15 protein-coding genes are annotated in these 25,063 nt (G+C 55.2%); 3 read left to right on the top strand and 12 right to left on the bottom strand.

What is annotated here, in order from left to right:
- Positions 1–66: 66 nt before the first annotated feature.
- Positions 67–1,539 (bottom strand): fibrobacter succinogenes major paralogous domain-containing protein, encoded by a 1,473-nt coding sequence (locus B7994_RS05225; protein ID WP_088637414.1) that lies wholly within the window; start codon positions 1,537–1,539, stop codon positions 67–69.
- 409 nt (positions 1,540–1,948) lie between these two features.
- On the opposite strand from B7994_RS05225, the gene B7994_RS05220 reads away from it, so the two are divergent.
- Entirely contained in the window at positions 1,949–5,755 is a 3,807-nt protein-coding gene (locus B7994_RS05220) for a transglutaminase domain-containing protein (RefSeq protein WP_088637413.1), read from the top strand.
- A 93-nt stretch (positions 5,756–5,848) separates the two neighbouring features.
- Here B7994_RS05220 and B7994_RS05215 read toward each other — a convergent pair whose 3' ends face one another.
- From B7994_RS05215 to purF, 4 genes are all read right to left on the bottom strand, one after another.
- Entirely contained in the window at positions 5,849–6,358 is a 510-nt protein-coding gene (locus B7994_RS05215; protein ID WP_088637412.1) for a PAS domain-containing protein, read from the bottom strand.
- A complete protein-coding gene (locus B7994_RS05210; protein WP_088637411.1) occupies positions 6,355–7,758 on the bottom strand; it encodes a LamG-like jellyroll fold domain-containing protein in 1,404 nt (467 codons plus the stop codon). The genes B7994_RS05215 and B7994_RS05210 overlap by 4 nt, the downstream gene beginning before the upstream one ends.
- Entirely contained in the window at positions 7,751–8,590 is an 840-nt protein-coding gene (locus B7994_RS05205) for a TIGR02147 family protein (protein ID WP_088637410.1), read from the bottom strand. Before B7994_RS05205 ends, B7994_RS05210 begins: the two co-directional genes overlap by 8 nt.
- Positions 8,591–8,832: 242 nt before the next feature.
- Complete coding sequence (purF, locus tag B7994_RS05200; protein ID WP_088637409.1) at positions 8,833–10,218, bottom strand: amidophosphoribosyltransferase; 1,386 nt, start codon at positions 10,216–10,218, stop codon at positions 8,833–8,835.
- A gap of 425 nt (positions 10,219–10,643) precedes the next feature.
- Here purF and B7994_RS05195 point away from each other — a divergent pair, with 425 nt between their 5' ends.
- Positions 10,644–10,985, top strand: a complete 342-nt coding sequence (locus tag B7994_RS05195; RefSeq protein ID WP_088637408.1) for a P-II family nitrogen regulator — start codon at positions 10,644–10,646, stop codon at positions 10,983–10,985.
- A gap of 33 nt (positions 10,986–11,018) precedes the next feature.
- Entirely contained in the window at positions 11,019–12,284 is a 1,266-nt protein-coding gene (locus B7994_RS05190; RefSeq protein ID WP_088637407.1) for an ammonium transporter, read from the top strand.
- A 135-nt stretch (positions 12,285–12,419) separates the two neighbouring features.
- Here the strand turns inward: B7994_RS05190 and B7994_RS05185 are convergent, their stop codons facing one another.
- The 7 genes from B7994_RS05185 to B7994_RS14155 all read right to left on the bottom strand — a co-directional run bounded on the left by B7994_RS05185 (position 12,420) and on the right by B7994_RS14155 (position 25,001).
- Positions 12,420–14,375 carry an NAD(+) synthase gene (locus B7994_RS05185; protein WP_088637406.1) on the bottom strand — a complete coding sequence of 652 codons (1,956 nt, stop codon included), beginning with the start codon at positions 14,373–14,375 and terminating at the stop codon, positions 12,420–12,422.
- A 24-nt stretch (positions 14,376–14,399) separates the two neighbouring features.
- Positions 14,400–15,764 carry a glutamate synthase subunit beta gene (locus B7994_RS05180; RefSeq protein ID WP_088637405.1) on the bottom strand — a complete coding sequence of 455 codons (1,365 nt, stop codon included), beginning with the start codon at positions 15,762–15,764 and terminating at the stop codon, positions 14,400–14,402.
- A gap of 15 nt (positions 15,765–15,779) precedes the next feature.
- Complete coding sequence (gltB, locus tag B7994_RS05175; protein ID WP_088637404.1) at positions 15,780–20,204, bottom strand: glutamate synthase large subunit; 4,425 nt, start codon at positions 20,202–20,204, stop codon at positions 15,780–15,782.
- 236 nt (positions 20,205–20,440) lie between these two features.
- Positions 20,441–22,783 (bottom strand): Fe(2+) transporter permease subunit FeoB, encoded by a 2,343-nt coding sequence (feoB, locus tag B7994_RS05170; RefSeq protein ID WP_088637403.1) that lies wholly within the window; start codon positions 22,781–22,783, stop codon positions 20,441–20,443.
- On the bottom strand, positions 22,783–23,022 hold the full coding sequence (locus tag B7994_RS05165) for a FeoA family protein (RefSeq protein ID WP_072799394.1): 240 nt from the start codon (positions 23,020–23,022) through the stop codon (positions 22,783–22,785). Before B7994_RS05165 ends, feoB begins: the two co-directional genes overlap by 1 nt.
- Positions 23,023–23,033: 11 nt before the next feature.
- Positions 23,034–23,453 carry a metal-dependent transcriptional regulator gene (locus tag B7994_RS05160; protein ID WP_088637402.1) on the bottom strand — a complete coding sequence of 140 codons (420 nt, stop codon included), beginning with the start codon at positions 23,451–23,453 and terminating at the stop codon, positions 23,034–23,036.
- Between the two features lie 156 nt (positions 23,454–23,609).
- Positions 23,610–25,001 carry a hypothetical protein gene (locus B7994_RS14155; protein ID WP_088637401.1) on the bottom strand — a complete coding sequence of 464 codons (1,392 nt, stop codon included), beginning with the start codon at positions 24,999–25,001 and terminating at the stop codon, positions 23,610–23,612.
- Between the last annotated feature and the right edge of the window lie 62 nt (positions 25,002–25,063).

Genomic DNA, 25,063 nt, shown 5'->3' with positions numbered 1-25,063 from the left:
GACAGGAACTCCACAGGCCCCTCCCCTCGACCGGCAGGGGCGGTTCGGCTCTAACTAAGGCACTCGCTAGTCAGCATCCTTTACGCAGCGGACGGAACGCGCAGAGCCCTTAGAGCCGCTGTCTATCATCGTATTTTCCATGAGAGCCGACAAATACAGCAGAGTTGCCCTGCTGGGCTCGTATTCAGAGGAACTCCAGAACGTCGTGACAAAACCATTGTCCTGCATGACTATTTCGTCCCAATAACCGGTAGGCAAGGCCGTAAACCCGAAGTTGTCCGTGCCCTTGCCGTTAGTCGCAAGGCTATCATAGACAATCAGGCCACCGGTCTTATTCACAAATCCGCCAATCCAGCCGTCTACTGACTTCAGCAACGTACCTGCAGGGCCGGATTCGCCAACAAGCGTCCGCAAGATTTCGAATTCATCCTTGCTGGGCACGTGCCAGCCGGAGGGGCAAACGCCCCGCACCGGATAACTCGGCGAGCAGGTTTTATTAAGACCGCATCCCTTGCCCCCCTCGGACCATTTGCCGACGCTGTCCATGGCGGCGCCCCAGGTGTAGAAGCGGCCGTTCTTGGCGCATATAGAATCGGCGGTGCAGTAGCTGTTTTCTGTCTCGAGGTTCAGGTTCTGCGCCATCCACCACTGATTGGCGATTTTCACGGTCTTGTACGTCTGCCCGTCGCGATCATCCTTCACCGAGCCGTATTCGCAGGTATCCGTGCTGTCAGTCTTGCAGGGCGTCGCCTTGACCTCGTTCGTAGAGCCTGCACTCTTGAGGCAGCGGACACTAAGAGCGAATTCCTTGTAGACACTGAACAGGAACGAACTATCATTGTCGAAGGTAGCTTCCAGCTGATACACCCAGGTTGTTCCCGAAGTGCTCCAGAACTGGGCATATTCCCCCACATTGTGGAACGTCGAGTCTTCTTGCATGTAGCCTGCGGGGAGCGCGGAGAAGCCGTATTCGTCCGTACCATTGCCGCCGTCTTTCCAGCCTTCGGTGGACTTGAGCACCTTCCCTGCAATGGCCTGCCCGCCTACTGCAGCAAGGAGGATCTGGAATTCTTCTAGCGAAGGCAAACCCCACCCCGCAGGGCACGATTCCAACGCACCGCTCCACGTGTAGAGCCTGCCATACTTGGCACAGTTTTCGGCCTTGTCTTCGTAGCAGTAGCTGTATCTCGATTCATAGTTGAGGTTTTCAGCCATCCACGTCTGTTTCCCGATGACGACCGTCTTGTAGGTCTTGCCGTCGCGTTCGTCCGTGAGGGTGCCAAAGGCAATATCTGCCGAAGATTTAGCAGAACTACTCGACAGATCCTCGATCCCTTCGGCTGAGCTCAGGGCAGGCTCCGCCGAGGATGACGACAGTGTGGAACTGCTGCTGGAACTCGACTCCGGCGTGGCTTCGTCGGAACTGCTTATTTCAATGCTGGAAGAAACCGGATTGTCTACCGGACTAGAGGATGCGTCGTCACCACAGGCGACAAGGAATGCTGTGAAGGCCAGGGCCAAAAATCCCAAATGTCTCATTTTTTACTCCTTCACACATCCGTAAAGAAATATACAATAAAAAAATTCTTTTTTTACCTCAGGGGCGTATAAAACCACGAAGGACGCTTAATTTATACGCCCCAAAAAGACAACTCACTTGCGGTAAATACGTACAAAATAACAAAAGGGCGTATATAACAAAGAAAATCAACCTTTTTATACGCCCCTGGGCAAAAACTCTCTGCTAACAATCGAACGAAATTTCCAAATATCCGCCAAACATAACATCACAAAAAATTCGGCGTGTAACCGGACGGGGTTCCATACCGGGAAAGAGGCGCCTTTCGGCAGCAATATCTAAAAAATATTTTTACAATCAAGACGGCATATTCCACTTGGGATTAAGCGAGGCGTGGTTTCGCAAAATCGTTTTTGTATCTTTGTCTCCATGAGAAACTCCACGCTTGAAAAATTTATTCGTACTGCTAGTCTTTGCGCCCCGCTGTTCGGGCTGTTTTTCCTTGTATCTTGTGCGGGCAACGGTCAGCCCCTGACCGATGCTGACCCGCAACAGGGCCCATCCGAAAGTTCGGCGGCGCAGAACTACTACGACTACAGCGACCAAGTTGCTTCGACGGGCTCGGGTGCGAACGCAAGTGCGGTTCGCAACCCGGACGGCACAATAGGCAACGCGGGCTTCAGCTTCAAATTCCCCGGCGGCGACTGGACGATGATCGGCGGCGAAGACGGCGCACCCTACGAGTTCTACAACGCGACAACCGGCCGCAGGGCGGTGCTGCGCGAAGTCGCGCTCGACGAGGGCGAACCGATGAACCTGATGGACCGCGCCCAGATGGAAATGCAGAGCCTGGAAGCGAGCGGCAAGAAGGCGACCTTCAGCGAGCTCAATCCCGAAGAGGCGTTCGGAACGACCGGCGCGTTCTTCGACATCGCGGGCAAGCGCTACGAGACCCCGTACGAGGCATGCGGCCTCGTTACCGGCAACGGCAGCAGCGTCTATACCCTCACGCTCGCGGCAACCGACAACGTGCCTGCAAAAGGCGCCCTAAAGAAGGAATGGAAGGAATTCTTCAAGGGATTTACCCTGAACGAAGTCGCCGAAGAACAGGGCCCGGAACTCTCTCTGGAACGCATCCAGAGCCACACTTCCGCAGCGCTCGGCTACACCTGGAGCACGAAGGACACGCTTTGGCACTTCTGGAACGGCATCGCGAAGCAGAACAACGACCCTGACCTGGTGCTCACCGACAAGTCTGAGGAAGTCTCGCTATTCGTATATGGAGCCATCCTCCCGCCCGACGTGATTAACCAGCAGGATATGTTCAAGGTGCTCCTCACCCGCCTGGGCGTAGACCCGAACAACAAGACCCTCGATGCGCGCCGCGTGAAGGTCGGCGACCGCTACGCCCAGGAATTCACGCTCACCCACATGGTCGGGAATTTCGATTTCGCCTACAAGGGAAGGTTCTTCTACGAGAACGGCCGCGGAATCTTGATTGCCGCCTGGACGCAGGGCGCAACGCAGAAGAAATATGCGAAGGCCATCGATAACGCTATTGAAGGTTTGAAGACCGGAGCTGTACCCGAAATCAAGGACGACCAAAAGCAGAACAAATTCAACGCCGCCGTGATGAACCAGGTGGGCATCCTCCGCCTTGTGGAAGACCAGCCGCTCGTGGCGCTCAGCTACTTTGAACGCGCGAACAAGATGGACCCCGAAGAACCGCTCTATCTCGTGAACTGCGGGTTTATCTACCAGATGAAGGAACTTTACGGCCCGGGCATCGCCTACTTTACAAGCCAGATGCCGCTCGTACGCAAGAACGGCAAGCTTCTCTCTATTTTGGGCGAAATGTACGAAGTCCTGTTCGACTACAGCCACGCCCGCGAATGTGCGGAAGCGGCCCTCCAGTTCACACCGAACAACCCCGAATACGTCATCAACCTGAGCGACGCCCTCTGGGGCCTCGGACAGCGCCACCAATCGCTTGTTGTGGTGCAACGCCTCTACGACACGCAACCGAGCAGCCGCCTGGGCGTGTACCTCGCAAAGACCTACATGGGCCTCGACCAGTACGCCGAAGCCGTCGAAATCCTCTACGGCATCCGCGGCAGGTTCGGCATGAGCAAGGACCTTGGCGAAACGCTCATGGACGCGCTCGTATTCCTTGGCCGCTACGAGGAAGCCCGCGCCATCAGCGAAGAGACGCTCCTGAAGGACAAGAACGATTACAAGCTCTGGACCATGCACGGCAAGATCCTCTTCTACAGCCACAACTACCGCGAGGCAGAAAAGGCCCTCACCAAGGCGCTCTCGCTCAAGCCGGATAACGAAGACGCGAAGAGTTACCTAAGTGCCACGAAGGCATTCTTGGGCAAGGCCGACAACCGCACGTTGCAGAAACCTATCACACCCGTGGAAGAACGTACCGCGAATCTCAAGAGTCTCCTCAGCACAAAGGCCAAGCAGGAAGCCGTCGAAGGAGACTTCCCCGCCGTGGTCCACTACCGCAAGGAATGCCTGAAGGCCGAAAAGAACCAGCCGTGGAGCAGGAGCGAAGAAATGCTCATGGAAATCCTCGACGTGCGCGGTGCCGCCATCTACCGCGAGTTCACATTCGACTTTTTGCCGGGCTACGACCGCATATTCCTCAACGCGCTTGAAGTGTACGACAGCAACTGGAACCTGAAACAGAAGGCAAGCCTGAACGGAGCCTACATCACCTACGCAACCGAAATCGGCGGCAAGAACGAAAGCCAGATGGCGCACTTTCCGCTCTCGGAACTCGCACCGGGCGACTTCATCTACCTGCAGTTCAGCCGCACCGCCATCGAGGCGAAGGGCATGATCCCCTACACCGACTTCGTGAGCAGCAAGGACGTTCCCGTGGGCCAGTCCATATTCCGCGTGTACGCCGACACGAACGCGTTCACCACCGAGGAATACGGACCGCTCGAGCGCGAGAACATCAAGGGCGGGCGCGAATGGAAAATCGAGAGCCCGGTCGTTACGCGCAAGGAACTCTACATGCCCGTGTACCGCGATTTTGGCGCAGGCCTGATGCTCACCGGCAAGCAGCAGTGGAAGGAAGTCGGCGAAGACTACCAGAACCTCATCAAGCACCAGTTCAAGCAGGCTGTGAGCGTGCGCGAGAAGGCGTTCGAAGTTAAAGGCAACAAGCTCGGGAACGAGGCCGTGAAGGCCATCGCGAACTTCGTGCGCCATGACATCCGCTACCGCGACATCCGATTCGGCGGGCACAGCCTTATCCCGCAGACTGCCGAAGTGACACTAAAGGAACGCCGCGGCGACTGCAAAGACATGGCGCTCCTCCTCAAGGAAATGCTCGCGACCATCGGCGTCAAGAGTTACCTCACGGCCATCCATCTCACCGAAGAAGGCTTCTCGCAGCTGCCGACCATCCAGCAATTCAACCACATGATTCTCTACGTGCCCAAGCAGGACCGCATAAGCGAAATGTGGATTGACGCGACCGACAAGACGGGCAACGACCGCCCCGTTCCGCTCGACATGGAAGGCAAGGTGGCCCTCATCATCGACGGCGAGAACAGCCGCGTGACGCAGACGCCAATTCTCGAAGACAACCAGGAACACAAGATTGCGATTGACCACAGGCTCTTTATCGGGAACGACGGCACCTGCGAATTCCGCGATTCCGTAACACTCGAAGGCAAGTTTGCTTCGGCGATTCGCAACAAGTTCTACGGTCGCGAAGTCAAGGAGCAGGAAAAGCTGATGGAAGACTTCATGTCGCAGGGAATCCCGGATGTAAACATCTCGAAGGTCGAAATCAAGAACCTGGGCGACTTCAACAAGCCTCTCGTTCTCGTTACCACCTACGGGTCCAAGGCGTACTTCGGGCAGGGCGGCGAAATGAAGGGGCGGTTCCCCAACGTTTGGGAGCGCAGCCTCTTCAAGATGCCCAAGGTCGCAAAGCGCCACCACCCCATCCGCATGCCGCACGAGACGCAGTTCCACTACAGCCTCACCGTGAAGGCGGCTGACGGGAAGAGCGTGAATGTTGTCGGCCCGAAGGCACTCGCCCGCGACGTGGACTACGTGAGCTTCGAGAAGGGCGTAAGCGCAGGGGCCCAGGCCTCCATCAACTGGACGACGTTCGCGCTGTACGCCGACCCGAGCGAATACAACAAGATTCGCGAGGAATGGGACTACCTACTGAGCGAAACGAGCCCGATGATTACGGTGAAATAACGCCCTTTCATGAAATATGAAAAACAAATGCCCATATTACAGGGCATTTGTTTTTTTCCCCTCCAAATCGCTCTAGAAGAGCGAGAAATCTAACTACACCTGAGCCGCAGCGAGGTTGAACGCTTCCGGGTAAGCCTTCGCGGCACAGGCATCGCAAAGCACGCGCATGCGGGTTTCGGCAAGCGAATTTACGCGAACCTGTTCCCCACAGTGGGCACACTTGTTGATGAACACCACGGAACGGCTCTCTTCGACATGCGGGACTTCCTTGGCAAGCACGGGTTCGCCGAGGCGGCTCACGGTATTGCGGAAGGTCACCCTGCCATTTTCGTCCTGCACAACTTCACGCGAGAGGCAGCACTTGAAACTACGGCCCTTACGGTTGCGCATGCGGAAGATGAACTTCGTCTGCGAAAGGTTGTCACAGCTGCTGAAGGTTTCCCAGTCGCCGTGATAACGGTAGCAATCGGTAATGTAATGCCACACGACTTCGGATTCGGAGAACCCGAACATGCGGCAGAACCGCTTGTTTCCCGAAAGAATACGACCGCTCTGGTTGACTTCGAAGCGAGCGATGTCGAGGTTGTTTTCGTTGTCGATCATATGGCACCTCCCTTGAGATAGTAACGGTAGAGCACATCGGATTCTCCTATGGCCGAAGTACTCAACCGAACATCGTCTAGTTTGAGATTTACGGATTCCTTGCCGAAGAATATCGGCTCGGAAGAAACACCTATCTGCGTTACCGAGACAGCCTTGTCGGCCACCTTTACCCCATTAACGTATAACGCAGAAGTATTCCCATCCCATACCGCTGTCACATACACCCATTCATCAAAGAGCTTGTAATCCACGAAGGCAGCATCTTCGCAATCAAGCGAATTGCTGGAGCCGTCCGCGATAAAGAACCCGAGCGAAACATTCTTGCGGCCGCATTCGCCCTGCACGAGAGCCAGGCTGAATACGTCCTTGTCTTCGCTGGAGCCGAAACCGAGCTTGCCGATAAGGTTCATGCGGTAGTTCTTCGAACTCGGTTTTTCCAGGCGGATCCAGGCTTCGAGCGTCAATGCCTTCGCACTGTCGAGAATGCTGCGTTCGCCCTCGATAACACCGAACTGGTCGCTACCATAGAGCGCAAGCGCCTTCTCCGTAGCCCCTTCCTCGAGCGAATCCACGCCATAGAGCAGAATACCATCGGTACCGCCACGCGCATCGTTCACCTTCTTCGTGTCCTTTCCGGCATCGGCGAGGTAGTCCATCGGCCACCAGCTTCTGAGCCCGTATTCCGGAGAAAGCGGGAACAGCAGTTCTGCAGAACCGACCGCATCAATGTTATTCACGATATCGTCAACCGGTTCTTCCTCGACGGTAGACTGCGCGAAGTATTCAAACATGCCCGTAGGTATGGGCCCGCGGAAACTGGTAGACTTCTGCGAAACACTCACGACATAGACAGCATCAACAAAGTGAATCGGGTCCGGAGACTTCGCAAGTAGCGGCAGGACTCCGACAGGAACGTTCTTGAGGGTAAAGGCGCCATCCTTGTCGGTTTCCGTTTCCCACGGGGAACCCGGAATGTAGACCTTGACACCCGCAGCAGCGGTATCCTGACGCAGGTAAATTTCGCCTTCCACCTTCCCCGTCTTTTCGAGCGTCGCAGAGACGTTCACCTCAGAACCGTCGTAGTTAATAGTACCGTAATAGGCAAACTTATCCTTGCTAGCGCTCAAGCCGTACTGTCCCTGGCGGCTAATCGCAAGCCCAAACTTGCCATCGGAATCTGTCGTATCAACTACCGAGATCGTATCGAACATGAAATGACGGGCACAAACCGGGACTCCGGCGACAGCCTTTCCGGAGCCGTCCATCAGGATTCCCGCAACAGTATTCGTCTCCTCGCTAACACCGTTCGCAACTTCGGTTGTACAAGCCACAAAATGCAAACCGGCGAGGCCGAACGCTAGCCCTGCTGCACACAAGGATATGTGCTTGAAGTTAAACATTCTTCTCCCCCTTCTTAATCTTCTTTGTCAGCGGGAAAAGCTGGACGTTCAGGCGGTAAACGCGATCTTCATCCGTATCCTGCATGACAATAGATGCAATGCGACGGCGGAAATCTTCAATTTCCTTCGTTATACGGTAGTATGCATCTTCAGAAACACCAATCGTAAGGCCCGAGACATCGCGCTCATTCACGGGGACTTCGTCCAGGGAGCGCACGGCGAGTTGCCCCATTTGGCGATGCATCTCACGCACAGAAAGGCTCGCCACTTCGATATTGCCGGTGGTAATGGCCTTGGAGGACTGCTCGTAACGGCCTTCGGAATCCTTGTCCAGTAACCCCACCTTCTGCAGGAGCTTGAGCGCCTTCTTCACTTCAGCTGCCTGCGTATCGAACGCGAGCATGTCGGCCATCTGGGCCGGTGTGGCATCGGGAACCTGCGGCACCAATTCGCGCAACACAGGGTTAATCCACGATTCGTAATAATCGTACTGGTCCTCGCCCACGAGAGTCATCTCGTTATCCTTGGCGATGGCCCGGAGTTCCTTGAAGAGTTCCTTCTTCTTCGCGGAATCCTTTTCCTGGTTGAAATTCACCAGCACGCGGAAATACTGAAGGTCGGCACCGGTGAGGCCCATTGCATTGGCCACACGTTCGATACCCACATCACTCAAATTAGCCTTGTCGTCACAGACCAACTTGAGAAACACCGGAGAGGAATACCCGGCAGCCTTGGCAAAATCACGCCAGGTGAAACCGGAACTACGCTTACGCTCCGTATAGAAGTCACGCACATAGATGCGAAAATTCTGGTATTCCATCACACGTTTCATACAATACTGAATATATACTCTTTTTTTTCGAAACGCAATAGTTTCATGATACAAAATTCAAATTTTTTGTAAAATTTAAGCACTTTTGGCCAAATTTCTTCAATTTCAGCATTTTTGCCATGATACAATTGTGGCAAAACAAGTTGATAATATACACTAGAATATTGCAAAAGGGAATAATTGCGTGATTTTTCACGCCAAAAAACGCATAAAAAAGCCCACCCCGAAGGGTGGGCTAGAACTTAACCGCAGCGGGTCTTGTGGTAGTCACTGCCGATATAATCAGGATAATCGTTGTCGAAGCAGGCGGCGCAGTAATGTTCGCCCTCACCGGTGCATTCCTTCATGCCCTCCACGCTCAGGTAACCGAGACTCTCGACTCCCAGCATCTTGGCAATCTCTTCAGGGGTCATGGAACTTGCGGCAAGTTCACCCTGACTCGGGAAATCCATCCCGAAGAAACACGGATGCGCTACCGGAGGCGAAGCGATACGGATATGAACTTCTAGGGCACCTGCGTCACGGAGCATCCTGGACAGGATCTTCAGCGTTGTCCCGCGAACGATGGAATCCTCGACGACACACACGCGCTTGTTCTTGAGCACGCCAACGATGGGGTTGAACTTGAGTTTCACTTTCTGTTCGCGTACGTTCTGCGTGGGGTCAATGAAGGTGCGACCCACATAATGGTTACGCAGCAGGCCGATCTCAAAACGGATGCCGCTCGCCTGCGAATAGCCGAGTGCCGCCGTAGTCGCGCTGTCGGGCACCGAAATAACGATGTCAGCATCGACGGGGCATTCCTTCGCAAGCTGCTTGCCCATCTTGCGGCGCACCTTGTCGCAACTCTGTTCAAAGATTACAGAATCCGGGCGACTGAAGTAGATGTATTCGAAAATGCAATGGGCCTGCCGTTCCTTGTGCGTGAAGCGCTCGGAATGCAAACCGTTATTCGTGATGGTGAGGAATTCTCCCGGCTGGATATCGCGCACGTAGTTCGCGCCAAGCAGGTCGAACGCACAGGTTTCGCTTGCAACACACCAGGCCTTCCCCATGCGGGCAATAGAAAGCGGGCGGAATCCGAATCCGTCGCGCGCGACATACATCGTATCCTTGCTGATGAACACCAGGCAAAAGCTCCCGGTAAATTTCATTATCGCCTTCTTGATGGCTTCGCCCAAAGTATCTGCATGAGTGCGCGCGATTTCGTGTAGCAAGATTTCGGAATCAGACGTCGTCTGGAAAATGTGACCATCGGCTTCCATCTCGGCGCGGAGTTCGTTCGCGTTGGTGATGTTGCCGTTATGCACAACGGCAAGCTGCCCCCACTTGCAACTCACGAGGATCGGCTGAGCATTCGCAAGAGTGCTTGCACCTGTGGTGCTGTAGCGCACATGTCCGATGCCCGCAAAGCCCTGCAGTTCATCGACGTTGTGTTCTCTTAAAAGCGTGGAAACCAGACCCATGGATTTACGGACGCGGACTTTTTCGCCATCCGTTACCGCGAAGCCAGCGCTTTCCTGACCGCGGTGCTGAAGTGCGTAGAGACCCATGGTGACATTACGAACAACGTTATCTCCGTTATAGATTCCGATAACGCCGCATTCTTCATGCAATTCTTCGAGCATATCGCCTCTTTGAATTTTAAGCCTCCCCTACCTCGAAGGTCACAGCCCATCCGTACGGATGCAAGCAGGGAAGCGGAACGCGGAAAAATATAGCAACGAAATTCTCGTTCAACAATGCACAAAAAGAAGAAAATTTTTCTGCAAAAAAGTGAAAAACCCTACGGCAGATTTGCTCAACTCTTGCACCTATACTAAAAAATTTCTCAGCGCAAAAAACGACTTTTACATTTTATGAATTTTTTCCATTACGCGAATAAGAAACGTAAAAGTCTCCAAACCAGAGTCCTCGTCGCGTTATACAAAAAACAAGAAACTATTTGCAATTTTCATTGTTTTTCGCAGGATTTCAACGATTTCAAAAATTTTGGCATGGCTTTTGCATAGGGTGTGGCGTAACAAGATAACCTCAACCAAAGGATAGGAACATGAAGCTCGTTACAGCTTATATCCAACCCGAAAGACTAAACCTTGTAAAGCAAGCCCTTTACGAGAAAAACATTTTCAAGATGTCTGTCACTAACGTTCTAGGTTGCGGCCAGCAGAAGGGTTATAACCAACGCTTCCGTGGTGTCGTTACCGAAGTGAATTTGCTCAAGAAGATTTGCTTAAAGATCGCGGTGAACGACGACTTTGTGCAGCCCTGCATCGACGCGATTATCGCGGGCGCACGCACAGGCGAAATCGGCGACGGAAAGATTTTCGTCACGAGCCTGGAACAGTGCATTAGAATCCGCACCGGCGAAACGGGATCGGATGCGATTGGTTAAACACAAGGGATTCAAACACAAAGGATTTAAACAATGAACGAAGTTACACAAGTCGTACCTGTCAGCGACGCCATCTTTATGACAGAAAACATCTGGATCATGATTAGCGCCATGCTGGTGTTCATCATGGGTCTTGGATTCGCCTGCGTTGAAGCGGGTCTCGTGCGTGCGAAGTGCGCCGCCAACGTTGCCTTCAAGAACATCGCGGTCCCCGCCATCGGTATCACGATGTACGCCTTGCTCGGCTTTGGCCTCATGTATCCGGGCACCTTCAACGGGATTCTCGGTTTCGCAGGCTTCGGCATTGGCGACTGGGCCAACCCGGCAAGCTTCACCTCTGCCTACAACGGCCACTTTACGCTGTTTGCCGACTGGCTTTTCCAGGCCATGTTCGCCGCCACAGCCGCGACAATCGTGTCCGGTGCCGTAGCCGAACGCGTAAAGCTCAATTCCTTCCTCGTATTCACCATTGTCTACGTAGCTCTCGTCTACCCGATTGTGGGTAGCTGGACATGGGGCGGCGGCTGGCTTAGCACCATCGGCAAGGCTGGCTTCCATGACCTCGCCGGTTCTACCCTCGTGCACTCCGTGGGCGGCTGGGCAGCGCTTGCCGGCGTGATGATCCTCGGACCGCGTATCGGCAAGTACGTGAACGGCAAGGTACACGCCATTCCGGCACACAACATCCCGCTTGCAACCATCGGTGTATTCATGCTGTGGTTCGGTTGGTGGGGATTCAACGCCGGTTCCGCCCTCAGCGGTGACCCGAAGGCTACTAGCTGGATTCTCGTGACCACAAACCTCGCCGCTGTCGCAGGCATCATTACCGCAACGCTCACGAGCTGGATTGTCTCGAAGAAGCCCGACGCCACCATGGCCCTCAACGGATGCCTTGCCGGCCTCGTGGCAATCACTGCCGGTGCAGACGTGGTTACTCCGCTCTCCTCCTGGATTATCGGTGCCATCGCTGGCGTACTCGTAGTCGGTGCAGTGTTCATGTTCGACCGCCTTCACTTGGACGACCCGGTCGGTGCACTCTCTGTTCACCTGGTGAACGGTGTGTGGGGCACAATCGCTGTGGGCATCTTCGACATGACGGGCAACTACAGCGTGCTCACTCAGCTCATCGGTGTTGCCGCCTACGCCCTGCCCTGCTTCGGTGCAGCTAGCCTGATCTTCTTCGTCATCAAGAAGACAATGGGCCTGCGTGTCACGGAAAGGCAAGAACTCCGCGGCCTCGACCAAAGCGAACACGGACAAGAATCCTACAGCGGATTCCAAATCTTCAGCAACATGTAATCGGTTTATCCATAATCCACATACTCCTCACACAATGATAGAAGCCCCGGGACAAACGTCTCGGGGTTTTCTCAATTTTAGATTAAAATAAAAAAGCCTCGATATGGAGGCGAAAACACTTACATTTTTTTACGATTAAACTTCTTTGAACCAGTCCCCAAAACTTGCGTCGCTGGGCATACGCCAGTCGGCACGGGGCGATAGAGAGATGGTACCGACTTTTGGACCGTCGGGAATACAGCTGCGCTTGAATTGCTGCGTAAAGAATCGCCTGATAAAGACGGCGAGCGCCTTGTCGATTTCTTCGTCGATATGCAGGCCCTTGAAGGCGTATTTCGCGAGGTAGCGCAGTTTTTCGGGAGTGGCGCCGTATTTCGCGAAATGATACAGAAAGAAGTCGTGAATCTCGTAGGCGCCGAGAATGCTTTCTGTCTTTTGCGCAATCTGGCCGCTTGAATCGGCGGGCAGAAGTTCCGGAGAGACGGGCGTATCGAGAATGTCTTTGAGAACGGCGGCGAGGGCGGCGGACCGGTCGGCATACCAGCTTACGATATGGCGCACGAGCGTCTTGGGTATGTCGCAGTTCACCGCATACATGGACATGTGATCGGCATTGTAGGTGCTCCAGCCAAGCGCAATTTCGGAGAGGTCGCCCGTACCGATGACGATTCCGCCTTCGCTGTTCGCGATGTCCATCAGGATTTGCGTGCGCTCGCGGGCCTGCACGTTCTCGTAGGTAACGTCGAGTTTTTGCGGGTCGTGTCCGATGTCGTTAAAATGCTGGAGGCAGGCCTTCTGGATATCGACAGTGCGCAGTTCCACGCCCAGGAGTTTCGCAAGTTCAACCGCATTGTTCTTGGTGCGCTTGGTCGTGCCGAATCCGGGCATCGTGAGCGCGAGAATTTCTTTTGCAGGGCGGTTCAACAGCTTGAACGTTTCCGCAACCACAAGAAGCGCAAGCGTAGAATCAAGCCCGCCGCTCAGGCCAATTACAGCACGCTTGCTGCGGGTCGCCTCCAGGCGCTTAGCAAGCCCTGCACACTGTATGTTAAAAATCTCGGTGCAAGATGTATCGCGGGTTTCCGTATTCCCCGGCACAAAGGGCGTCGGCGAAACATAGCGGTACTGGAGCATATCGCAACCACGCAGGCAGTCAAGAGTCGCCGCACGCGCAATAATGGCACGGCTGTCAAAATCCTGGAACGAACCTTCGCTCAGACGCTGCATATTCAGGCGTTCCACGTCCACGTCAGCATAGACAATTTCAGTTTCGCGCGAGAACGGCTTGCTTTCGGCAAGCATGCTCCCGTTCTCCGCAATCATCAAGTGGCCGCTAAAAACCATATCCGTCGTAGATTCGTGCACTCCGGCAGAAGCATACACGTAGGCCGCCATGCAACGCGCCGACTGGTTCATCACCAAGTTTCTGCGATAATCGCGCTTGCCTACCAGCGCATCGCTTGCAGAGAGATTCACGATAACGTTCGCGCCAGCAAGGGCAAGTTCCCCGCTAGGTGGCGCAGGAGTCCACAAGTCTTCGCAAAGTTCCACGCCCACGCGAACTTCGGAACCCGAATTACAAGATGCGCAGCCCTTCACAGTAATAAAATTCGTGATAGGCACCTCGCCCGCGCCCTCGATAAAGCAACGGAGAGGCGCGCAGCCATTACCCGCATTGCCACGCAGTAAATCGCGCCCGCTGGAAAAATGCCGTTTCTCGTAGAACTCGCGCTGGTTCGGCAAGTGTATCTTGGGCGTTACCGCAATCACCTTGCCGCGCTGCACGAAGGCGGCGCAGTTATACAGCCGGCCAAATATACGCAAAGGCAGGCCAACCGCAATCACGGCGTCGCTATCTTTCAAGGCTTCCGCAATTTTCAACAAGCTGCGCGTACTGTTCTGCAAAAGCAGTTCCTGATGGAACAAGTCGCTGCAGGTATAACCCGTAATGCAGAGTTCCGGGAAAACGACAAAAGCCGCCCCGTTAGAGGCAGCAATTTTCGCGCTTCTGATAATTTCCTCGGTATTGTAGGCGGTATCGGCCACCTTCAACACCGGAGAAACGCATGCGAAACGGTAAAATCCGAACATAGTTCCGCGGGCAGCTCCAAAGAGTTACTTCAGCGCCGCGACTTTCGCCTTCGCGTCGGCCATGGCACGCACCACGAGGGAGGCGCCGTTCGCACAGTCGCCCACCGCATGGATGTGTCGGGCCGGATCAGCGATAATCGCCGTACGCGGAGTGAGTTGCAGACCAAGGTCGTTCACGATACCTTCGGCAGGCACGCCGGTGAATCCCATGGCGAGCACCACCAGGTCGGTGTCGATGACTTCGGTAGAATTCGGGACTTCGTTCGGCTTGAGCGGACGACCCTGCGGGGACATTTCCCATTCCACGCGAACCGCTTCCACGCCAGCCACGCGGCCGTCTTTCACAATGAACTGCTTGGAAGAAACATTCCAGCGGCGTTCACCGCCTTCGTGCTGGGCATAACTGGTGCGCAGCATATACGGCCAGTCGGGCCACGGCGTAGACGGGGAACGTTCCTCGGGCGGCTTGGGCATGAATTCCACCTGAAGCACGCTTTCGCATCCTTCACGGATGGCTTTACCCACACAGTCGTTACCCGTGTCGCCACCGCCAATCACCAAGACCTTGCGGCCCTTCGCGCTGAACTTTTCGGGATTGGTTTCACCCGGCTTTTCGGCACCATGCAAGAAGTCGAGAGCAAGGAAGATTCCTTCGGCTTCGCGGCCCGGGATTTTCAGGTCACGTGCGTTCGGCGTACCGATGGCGAGGAACACTTCGTCAAAATTCTTATGGATGTATTCCGCGGCAACGTCCTTGCCGATTTCGGTATTGTAGACAAACTTGATGCCGGCAGCTTCGAGCAAGGCGATACGCCGGTCGATAATGGACTTGTCGAGTTTCCAGTTCGGAATGCCGTAGCGCAGCAGGCCACCCGCCTTCGGTTGCTTTTCGAAGACCGTGACGGCATAGCCCTTGCGGCGCAATGCCTCGGCTGCGAACAGGCCCGAAGGACCGGAACCGATGACAGCGGCAGACTTGCCGTTGGGTTCAGCCGTCGGCAACACCACGCGACCTTCCTCGAAGGCGGTCTCGATGATGAACTTTTCGATCTGGCGCACCATCACCGGGTCGTTATGCACATTGCCGGTACAGGCGGATTCGCAGAGCGCCGGGCAAACGCGGCCCGTAAACTCCGGGAAGAACGCCGTCTTGCTGATGATATCGTAAGCGCGTTCCGCATTCCCGGCAGCAATGGCCGCATTGAATTCGGGAACGAGGTTTCCGAGCGGGCAACCCGCACCATGGCAGAACGGGATTCCGCAGGTGTGACAGCGGCTCGCCTGATTGATGACCTCGATCGAGGTGAGCTTGCGCTCGACTTCGTTGTTGTCCTTGACACGCTCTTCGACAGGGCGGTAGATGTCTGCGATTCGGTTGATTTCCTGCATATTAACCTCAAATCCCTATGCCTTCTGGGCCTTCAAAAGAGCGTTCCTGTAATCCACCGGGAATATCTTCACGAACTTCGGACGTTCGCTATTCCAGTTCTCGAGAATGCGCTTGCCCTTCTCGCTACCCGTCGCCTGAACGTGCTGGTTGATGATATCGAGAAGTTCGCTTTCGCTCTCGGTACCCGGAAGCACGCTTTCAAGGTCGGCAGAATCCACGTTGCAGCTCAGGTCAAAGTGACCCGTCTCGTCGTACACGTAGGCAAAGCCACCCGTCATACCTGCGGCGAAGTTCACGCCCACGCGGCCGAGCACCACTACCCTACCGCCGGTCATGTATTCACAGCCGTGATCACCCACGCCTTCGCTCACCAGGAGCATACCCGAGTTACGGATACCGAAGCGTTCGCCGGCGAGACCGTTGATGAAGATCTTGCCCGAGGTTCCACCGTAACCGATGACGTTACCTGCAATCACGTTGTCTTCGGCCTTGAAGCTTGCATTGCTAGGCGGGCGCACGATAATCTTACCGCCCGAGAGGCCCTTGCCCATAAAGTCGTTCGCTTCGCCCTCGAGGTCGAGCGTAATACCCGGAGCGAGGAATGCTCCGAAGCTCTGGCCCGCGACACCCTGAAGATGAACCTTGATGGTATCTTCGGGGAGGCCCTTCACGCCGAAGTGTTCGTCCACCTCGCCGGAAAGTTCCGTACCGACCGTACGGTCGACGTTGTGTACCACCGTGCAGAGTTCCACAGCCTTGCCGCTCTTGAGCGTGTCGGCCACGAACGGCAGGAGTTCACGACGGTCGAAGTTTTCAAGCGGTTCCTTCACAAAGTTCTTATCGAAGGACTTGATGCCGCCATTGACGGTTTCGAAAATCTTGGAGAAGTCGAGGTTGTGAGCCTTGTAGAAGGCAATCGCCTCGTCGCGTTCCAGGAGGTCGCTGCGGCCGCAGGCTTCTGCCAACGAGCGCAGGCCAAGGCTTGCAAGAATTTCGCGGACTTCATCGGCAATGAAGTAAAGGAAGTTTTCCACGTATTCGGGCTTGCCCGCAAAGCGCTTGCGGTAATCCGCATCCTGCGTGGCGATACCCATGGGGCACTTGTTGGTATGGCACTTGCGATCCATCACGCAGCCAAGGCTTACGAGAAGGTTCGTGGCAAATCCGAATTCTTCGGCACCGAGGAGGGCGGCCACCACCACGTCACGGCCCGTCTTGAGCTGGCCATCGACCTGGAGTTTGATGCGGCCGCGCAAGTCGTTAAGCACGAGCGTCTGTTCCGCTTCGGCAATACCGAGTTCCCACGGGAGGCCGGCATGCTTGATGGATGTGAGCGGAGATGCACCCGTACCGCCATCGTGACCGGAAATCAGAACCACGTCGGCATGAGCCTTCGCCACACCCGCGGCAATCGTACCCACGCCCACTTCGGACACGAGCTTCACTGAAACACGGGCCTTCGGGTTGGCGTTGCGCAAGTCGTAAATCAACTGCGCCAGGTCTTCGATGGAGTAAATATCATGGTGCGGCGGCGGAGAAATCAGCGACACGTTCGGGATGGAGTGACGGATACGCGCCACGAACTCGTTCACCTTGTGAGCCGGCAACTGGCCACCTTCACCGGGCTTTGCGCCCTGGGCCATCTTAATCTGCAAATCCTTCGCATGGCGCAGGTAGTCAATCGTCACGCCAAAGCGGCCCGAGGCAACCTGGCGAATCGCAGAACTGCGGATATCGCCGTTCGGTGCCGGAGTATCGCGGTCGGGGTCTTCACCACCTTCGCCGCAGTTGCTCATGGCACCGATGCGGTTCATCGCAATGGCAATCGTCTCGTGGGCTTCCGGGCTCAAGGAGCCAAGACTCATCGCGCCCGCCACAAAGTGATGGATAATGGATTCGCGAGATTCGACTTCGCTAATGTCAATCGGGGTCGCCTTCTTGAACTTGAAGAGACCGCGCAAAGTTGCCTGACGTTCAGACTGGTCGTTGATGAGTTTGCTGTAGACCTTGAACTTCTCGTAGTCGCCACCCTGCACTGCCTGGCGGAATGCGGCAAGCGACTGCGGAGTCCACAGGTGCTTCTCGCCTTCCTTGCGGAATGCATACTGGCCACCCGACTGCAAAACCTTGCTTGCATCGGCAAATGCAATCTTCTGACGTTCGCCCACTTCGCGGGCAATCTCTTCGAGGCCGATACCTTCGATACGGCTTGCCGTACCCGGCAGGAACTTCTCGATGAGTTCGTGATTCAGTCCCACGGCTTCGAAAATCTGGGCGCTGCGGTAGCTGCGGAGCGTGGAGATACCCATCTTCGACATAATCTTCAACAGGCCCTTGTCCACAGCCTTCACGTAGTTCGCGGCAGCCGTCACCGGGTCCACATCCAGGTCGCCGTTGTGGCACATATTGGTGATGCTCTCGAATGCGAGATACGGGTTGATGACCGTCGCTCCGTAACCGAGCAAGAGCGCAAAGTGCATCACTTCGCGGACTTCACCGCTCTGCACAATCAAGCCGATTTCGGGGCGAACGCCCGCTTCCACCAGGGCGCGGTTCACGCAAGCCGTTGCCAAAAGCGAAGGCATGGGCACGTAGCCCCAGTCGATGTTTTTATCCGAAAGCACGATGATGTCGTAGTTGTCCTGCACGGCGCGCACGGCATCGCCGGCCAAGTTCTGCAAGGCCGCTTCCAGCACGGAACCGTCACCGCCCAACGGGAACTGCATCTTGAGCACCTTCGCCTTGAACGCCTTGTCGCCGATATTTTCAAAGCGGCGGATTTCGTCTTCGGTCACGATCGGGCGCGGAATCTTGATGAGGTGCGCCTGCTCCGGAGTTTCTTCCAGAATGTTGCCGTGGTTACCGATGTAGGTCGTAAGGCTCATCACGAGCTCTTCGCGGATCGGGTCAATCGGCGGGTTAGTGACCTGCGCAAACAGCTGCTTGAAGTAGTTGAACAGCGGCTGCGGCTTGTCCGAAAGCACGGCGAGCGCGGCATCGTTACCCATGGAGCCGATAGGTTCTGCACCGTTCTTCGCCATCGGCTGCAGAATGATGCTCAGGTCTTCTGCCGAGTAGCCGAAGCGCTTCTGCTGCACCAAAATATCTTCCGGAACGTCGGACGGGTTGATCTCGCTGAAGAGCCCGCGGACGCTCATCTTGTTCTCGGCAACCCAACGGCGGTAAGGCTTGGCTCTCGCCACCTGAGCCTTCATTTCGGCGTTCTTCAAAATCCTGTGGTTTTCGAGGTCGAGGTAGATGATTTCACCGGGTTTCAGGCGGCCCTTTTCTTCCACTTCGTCATCGCGGAGGTCGAGAACGCCCGTCTCGGAGGCCATCACAAAGAGGCCATCTTTACACAAAGTGTAACGTGCCGGACGGAGGCCGTTGCGGTCGAGAATCGCACCCGCGTTCACGCCATCACTAAACGCGACGGCGGCAGGGCCATCCCACGGTTCCATAAGCATGGATTCGTATTCGAAGAAACCGCGCACATCGCGGCCCAGGTAATGCTTTTTGCCCCAGGCCTGAGGCATGAGCATCATCATCGCATGCGGGAGGCTACGACCCGCTGCGACGAGAAGCTCAAACATGTTGTCAAGGCTGGCCGAGTCGCTCTGGCCCGCCGGAACGAGCGGGAGAAGCTTCTGCAGGTCGTCACCGATAATCTCGCTCTTCAGGTGCGGCTCGCGGGCACGCAGGCTGTTGAGGTTACCGCGCAGGGTGTTGATTTCGCCGTTGTGAGCGAGGTAGCGGAACGGGTGCGCCAGCGGCCAAGTCGGGAAAGTATTCGTGGAGTAGCGCTGGTGGACAAGCGCAATCGGAGTCTCGAAATCGAGATCGTTCAGGTCCTTGTAGAAGCCCTCGATTTGGCTTGCAAGCAACAGGCCCTTGTACACGATGCTACGGCGGCTGCAGCTACAAACATACAAGCCCTTGCAGGCCTTTTCCATCAGGCGGCGAGCCACATAGAGCTTGATATCGAACGCACTGTCGGATTCGAAAGCGGAACCGTCGAAGAACGCCTGGCGGATATGCGGCAGGGTTTCGCGGGCCGTGCGACCGATCTTGTCGGCATTCACAGGAACCTCGCGGAAGTTCAGCACCGGCATGCCCTCGGCAGCGGCAATCTCCTTGATCTTCGCGTCAAAGGCAGTAGCCTCGAGCGTATTGTCCACAAAGAACATCGCCACGCCATAGCGTTCCGGCAGGTTCGCGTTCACCTTGCGGAAGAACTTGTGCGGCATAGAAAGCAAAAGACCCGCACCGTCGCCGGTTTCCGGGTCTCCACCTGCTGCACCGCGGTGCATGAGCCTTTTCAAAACAGTAATGCCCTGCAGCACTATCTGGTGCGAGGCAACATTATTAATATTGGCGACCAGGCCGACACCGCAGGCGTCGTGTTCGTTCATCGGGTCGTAAAGAGCTTGAGCGTTCATAAAAGTCCTTTTCTTGCTTTTTGCGCTCTTTATTTGCAAAAATCGTGCCAATTATGTAAAGCACTCGCCAATTATTGAAAATATGGTCAAAAATGTAAAAGACAAGGATTACAGGCCGCTTTCGCTCGTTTTCAGATTTCAATTTCTGTAAAACACTACACCATATTTACACTACACGTAAAGCAAAAAGGCGGCATTTTCATTGCCGCCCTTTACGATTTTCGCACCTCAAAAATCTACTCGAAGACCTTCTTTTTGCGCTGGTCACGACCGATAAACACGAGGCTCACGACCACACCGGCGAGGAGCGCTACCGAGGTGACGATCCATGCGGTAGAATGTCCGCAGGTCACCTGGAAGAACAGCACCGAGAGGCTCCAGCCGATAACCGTCTGGAACACCATCATGAGCGTTCCGTAGAAGCGCCCAAGCTCGCGGAAGGCGGTTCCCATGGCAGCAAGGCACGGCACATAGAGCAATATAAATAACAGGTAGGCCAGCACCTGGAAACGCCCGAGGTTGAAATGCGCCTGCATCGTCTTGTACGCCCCTTCGTTTTCAGCACCTTCGCTCTCTTCGATAGCATCCTTGACGCCCAGCGGGTTCGCGATGGACGTAAAGACTTCTACCAGGTTAGCCGGGACGCTCACGAGAGCATCTTTCACCGTAGATTTCAGGCTAAAGCCCTCGTCCGCGGCAGTTTCTTCCGGGGCCGCGTCGGCAGTAGTAAGCGCGCCGGCCTCCCCCGCCTTTTCTGCAGCGTTTGCACCACCCGTGCCTTCAATCGCATACAGCGAATTGAGCGTTCCGACAATCGCTTCTTTCGCGAAGAGCCCCGTAAAGAGCGCGACAGATGCAGGCCAGTTGTCGCGTTCGACACCGAAGGGTTCGAACACCGGCGTAATCACCGTCCCCACGGCACTCAGCACCGACTTTTCGTTATTGTCGTTGCCGAAACTTCCGTCAGTACCGACGGAGCCCATAAAGCCAAGCACCGTCACCATGATGAGCACGACCTTGCCCGCACGGAAAACGAATTCCTTGAGGCGGAGCCATGCGTGGCGGAAAAGGTTGCGCACCTTGGGCAAATGGTAAGGCGGCAGTTCCATGATAAACGTTGATTCCTTGCCCATGAAAACCGTATGGCGCAAGAGCAGGCCGTAAATCAACGCAATCACGATGCCCGTCAGGTAAATTCCGAACACGAGCGTCCCTGCGCTTTCGCCGAAGAACGCCGCACCAAATAGCGCATACACCGGAAGGCGCGCGCCGCAGCTCATGAACGGCACCAGGAACAAAGTAAGGAACCTTTCGCGCTTGTTTTCGAGCGTACGCGTGCCCATGAGCGCCGGCACCGAGCAGCCGAAGCCTACAATCATCGGCACGAACGCCTTGCCCGGGAGCCCGAGGAACCGCATAAATCGATCCGCCACGAACGCCGCACGCGACATGTAGCCAGAATCCTCGAGGAACGAAAGGCAAAGGAACATGAAGAAGATGACCGGAATGAACGTCGATACCGTCTGGATGCCCGTACCGATGCCGTTCGCCAAGAGCGCCACGACAACGCCCGGAGCGCCAATCTTAGTCAAGAGTTCAGTCATGCCGTCCACGAAAATTCCACCGAACAAAATGTCGAAGAAGTCGATAAACGCGCTGCCGACTTTCACCGCAAACCAGAACACCAGATACATGGCGACAAGGAAAAGCGGGATTCCCAGGATGCGGTTGAGGAATAGTTTGTCGAGCTTGTCAGTTCGCGTGCGCTTGGTAGTATTGTCGCGGATGACCGCCTTCGCGATGTCGCGGGCGTAGGAATAGCGGGAATCGGCCAGCGCGAATTCCACCTCTTCGCCCAAGTCTTCTTCAATCTTGTCGTGCGGAATTTCGACACCGAGTTCGTCGGCAAGTTCCAGTACTCGCCCGCTATGCTCCAAATACTGCACCGCAGTCCAGCGCGGGCTTGCGCCAAGCTTATCGGCTACGGGCTTGAGCGGCACCGCAATTTCTTCAATCAGTTTTTCCAGGACTTCGGAATGCTTGACCGCCTTCGGGAGCGGGAGTTCGCGGCTATTGTGCAGCAGCTTGTGCAAGTCGTTCACGAAGCCTTCGCAGCTCTTGGGCGAAACCGCCGTGAGGCCAATCGCCGTCACGCCGAGGATTTCTTCGAGCTTGTGCAGGTCCACATGGATGCCGCGGCTCGCCGCGATGTCCATCATGTTCACCGCCAAGACCATCGGCACGCCCTTTTCCATCAGCTGGCTCGTGAGGAACAGGTTGCGTTCCAGGTTCGTGGCATCCAAGATATTCACGACCAGGTCTGCTTCGCCCTTGAGCAGGTAATCGAGAGCGGCACGCTCGTCTTCGGAGTTTGCAAACAGTGCATAAATACCCGGCAAGTCCACCACGCGAATCGTGTGGTTGTCGAGCTTAAACTGGCCTTCCTTCTTTTCGACAGTCACGCCAGGCCAGTTGCCCACAATCTGGTTCGAGCCAGTAAGCGAGTTAAAGAGCGCCGTCTTTCCGCAGTTCGGGTTGCCCGCAATCGCAATCGTGAAAACTTCTTTCTCGATAGGCATCAGACTCTCCTCAACTTGAGCACGTTGGCTTCTTGTTTACGGAGCGAAAGCCTGTACGAAAGCACGCTCACCTCGACCGGGTCGCCGAGCGGTGCCACCTGCAAAACCTGCAGCACCACGCCGCGCACAAGCCCCATCGATAAAAGCTTGGACTTGTACTGAGAATCACCCGTGTTGTATCCAATAATTTCGGCCTTGTCGCCTTTTTTTAGTTCCGAAAACTTCGGTTCGTTATTCATACACCAACGATTTACTTTTTCTTAGATTTAGCGGCGTTCGACTTTTTCGACGGTTCACTGGGCGTGTTCACAAACTCCTCGATTTTTTCGAGCGTCTCCGCCGAAAGAATGTGCTCCATGCAGCAGGCGTCCTTGTCGGCAATCGCCTCAGACACGCCGAGCTTGATCAGGAAACCCTTCAGCAAAATATGACGGTTCAGAATCTGGGACGCGACAAGAGCGCCTTCAGAGGTGAGTTCAATGCCGCTGTAGGGTTCCTGCGTCACAAGTCCCAGTTTCTTGAGTTCAATCACCGCCTTGGCAACCGACGGCATCTTGACCTTGAGCGCCGCCGCAATGTCGCGGACACGGGCAATCCCGTTCGCAAGGCGCAGCATGTGCACCATTTCCAAGTAGTCTTCAAGGCTCTGGCTTAACTTTACTTGTTCCATAGGACGGCTCCGATTAGACGAAAAACACACCTTATATATTAGTCAACGCTAAATTTAGAAAGCCTCGGCTAATTAGTAAAGGCTAAACCTTGAAAAGCATATCAAAAAGGGCCGCGGCAATTGCCGCAGCCCCTTTTTGAGCATTCTATGAAGTAATTAGAAGCTGAATACGGTTTCGAGACCGAAGCGCAGTGCGGTATCGTCCTCGTTATCCTGCACGGGAATATCCACCATGCCGAAGGCCGTGATTTCGAGGTTTTCCACCGGTGTAATGTAGGCGCGGGCACCGACATCGAACGTAGCGGCGGAATCATCGTCATCATCCATTGTATTGGTGTGATATTCTACAGGAATGCCGAGCTTGATGAATTCAGCAAGCTTGAAGGCGGGTTCGGCATACACGAAGAAGTATTCCGGAATTTCGCCGTTATCAAGGTCGCTCGCATCTTCGTCGGCATCGCCCCTATCGACAATGGCATAGAAGGCGGTCGTCTTGATATCGAACATACCCACTTCAAAAGTCGGCTCGACCAAGAAGGCGTGGGCAGTAGAAGTCCAGTCCTGACCATCGACCACGTCGCCGTCGTCACCCAGGTAATCGGCATGGAAGCCGTACACGGCCCTAAAGCCAAAGCCACCGATATTCAGGCCCGCCTCGACACCGGCATGGAATTCGTTGTGCTGAGCCGTCTGGAAGCTCTTGTAGTCAACGAACGGACGCAGGTGCTGACCGGCGATATCGAAATCGTAGGCAGCGTGAATGTCGTAGACCTTTGCGCCTTCGTCATCGGCAAAGTCGTTATCGCCACGACCAAAACCGAAACCGAGCACGAGGCCCGCCAAGTCAATTTCAAGACCGCGAATATCGTGTTCCTTCATGCCCGCAGCATTGTCGGCCGGATCATCGTAGCCGTAGTAGGCATTGAACGCACCTTCCGAGAAGGTCAGGTCACCCAGCTTGACGGCGAAGAAATCGGCCGGCTGGTACTGAACGTAGGCGCCGTTATAGACAGCAGCGGGGCTATCCGTCTCGCCATCGGCTTCGAGGCCCACGAATGCAGACCACTTTTCGTTGAACTTCACTTCCACATTCAGGTCAAACGTAGATGCGTATTCATGGTTCAGGTCGTCATCGTTCAAAACGTCGCCCGTATAGGCATCGAATTCGACTTCGCCAGAGAACTTGACTTCCATGTTGGCGGCAGAAGTTGCTTCACTCATGCTCGCCTTGAGCATATCGAGAGCGTTACCTGCAGCGGCAGCAACTTCACCGGGGTTCGTGTTTTCGGCAGGAGCCTTTTCTTCAGCGGAAGCCGGTTCTTCGGCCTTTGCCTGTTCTGCGGCGGGAGCTGGAGCAGCCTGTTCTGCAGGTGCTGCAGCAAGGGCATCCTGTGCAGGGGCCGGGGCAGCTTGGGCAGGAGCTTCAGCAGCGGGAGTTGCCGCGGGTGCTTCAGCAGCAGGGGCAACATCCTGAGCGAACGCCGGCATCGCAAACACGGTGGCGGCAGCAAGGCCGAACAAAAGGTTAGATGACAAACGGTTCTTCATATTTCTCTCCTATGACGGACTATTTTCCCGTTTCTGTAACACTCCGTCAAGTTTTTACATAT

The sequence above is a fragment of the Fibrobacter sp. UWR2 genome (assembly GCF_002210285.1).
Lineage (GTDB): Bacteria > Fibrobacterota > Fibrobacteria > Fibrobacterales > Fibrobacteraceae > Fibrobacter.
This window is presented reverse-complemented; position numbering and strand designations above follow the sequence as displayed.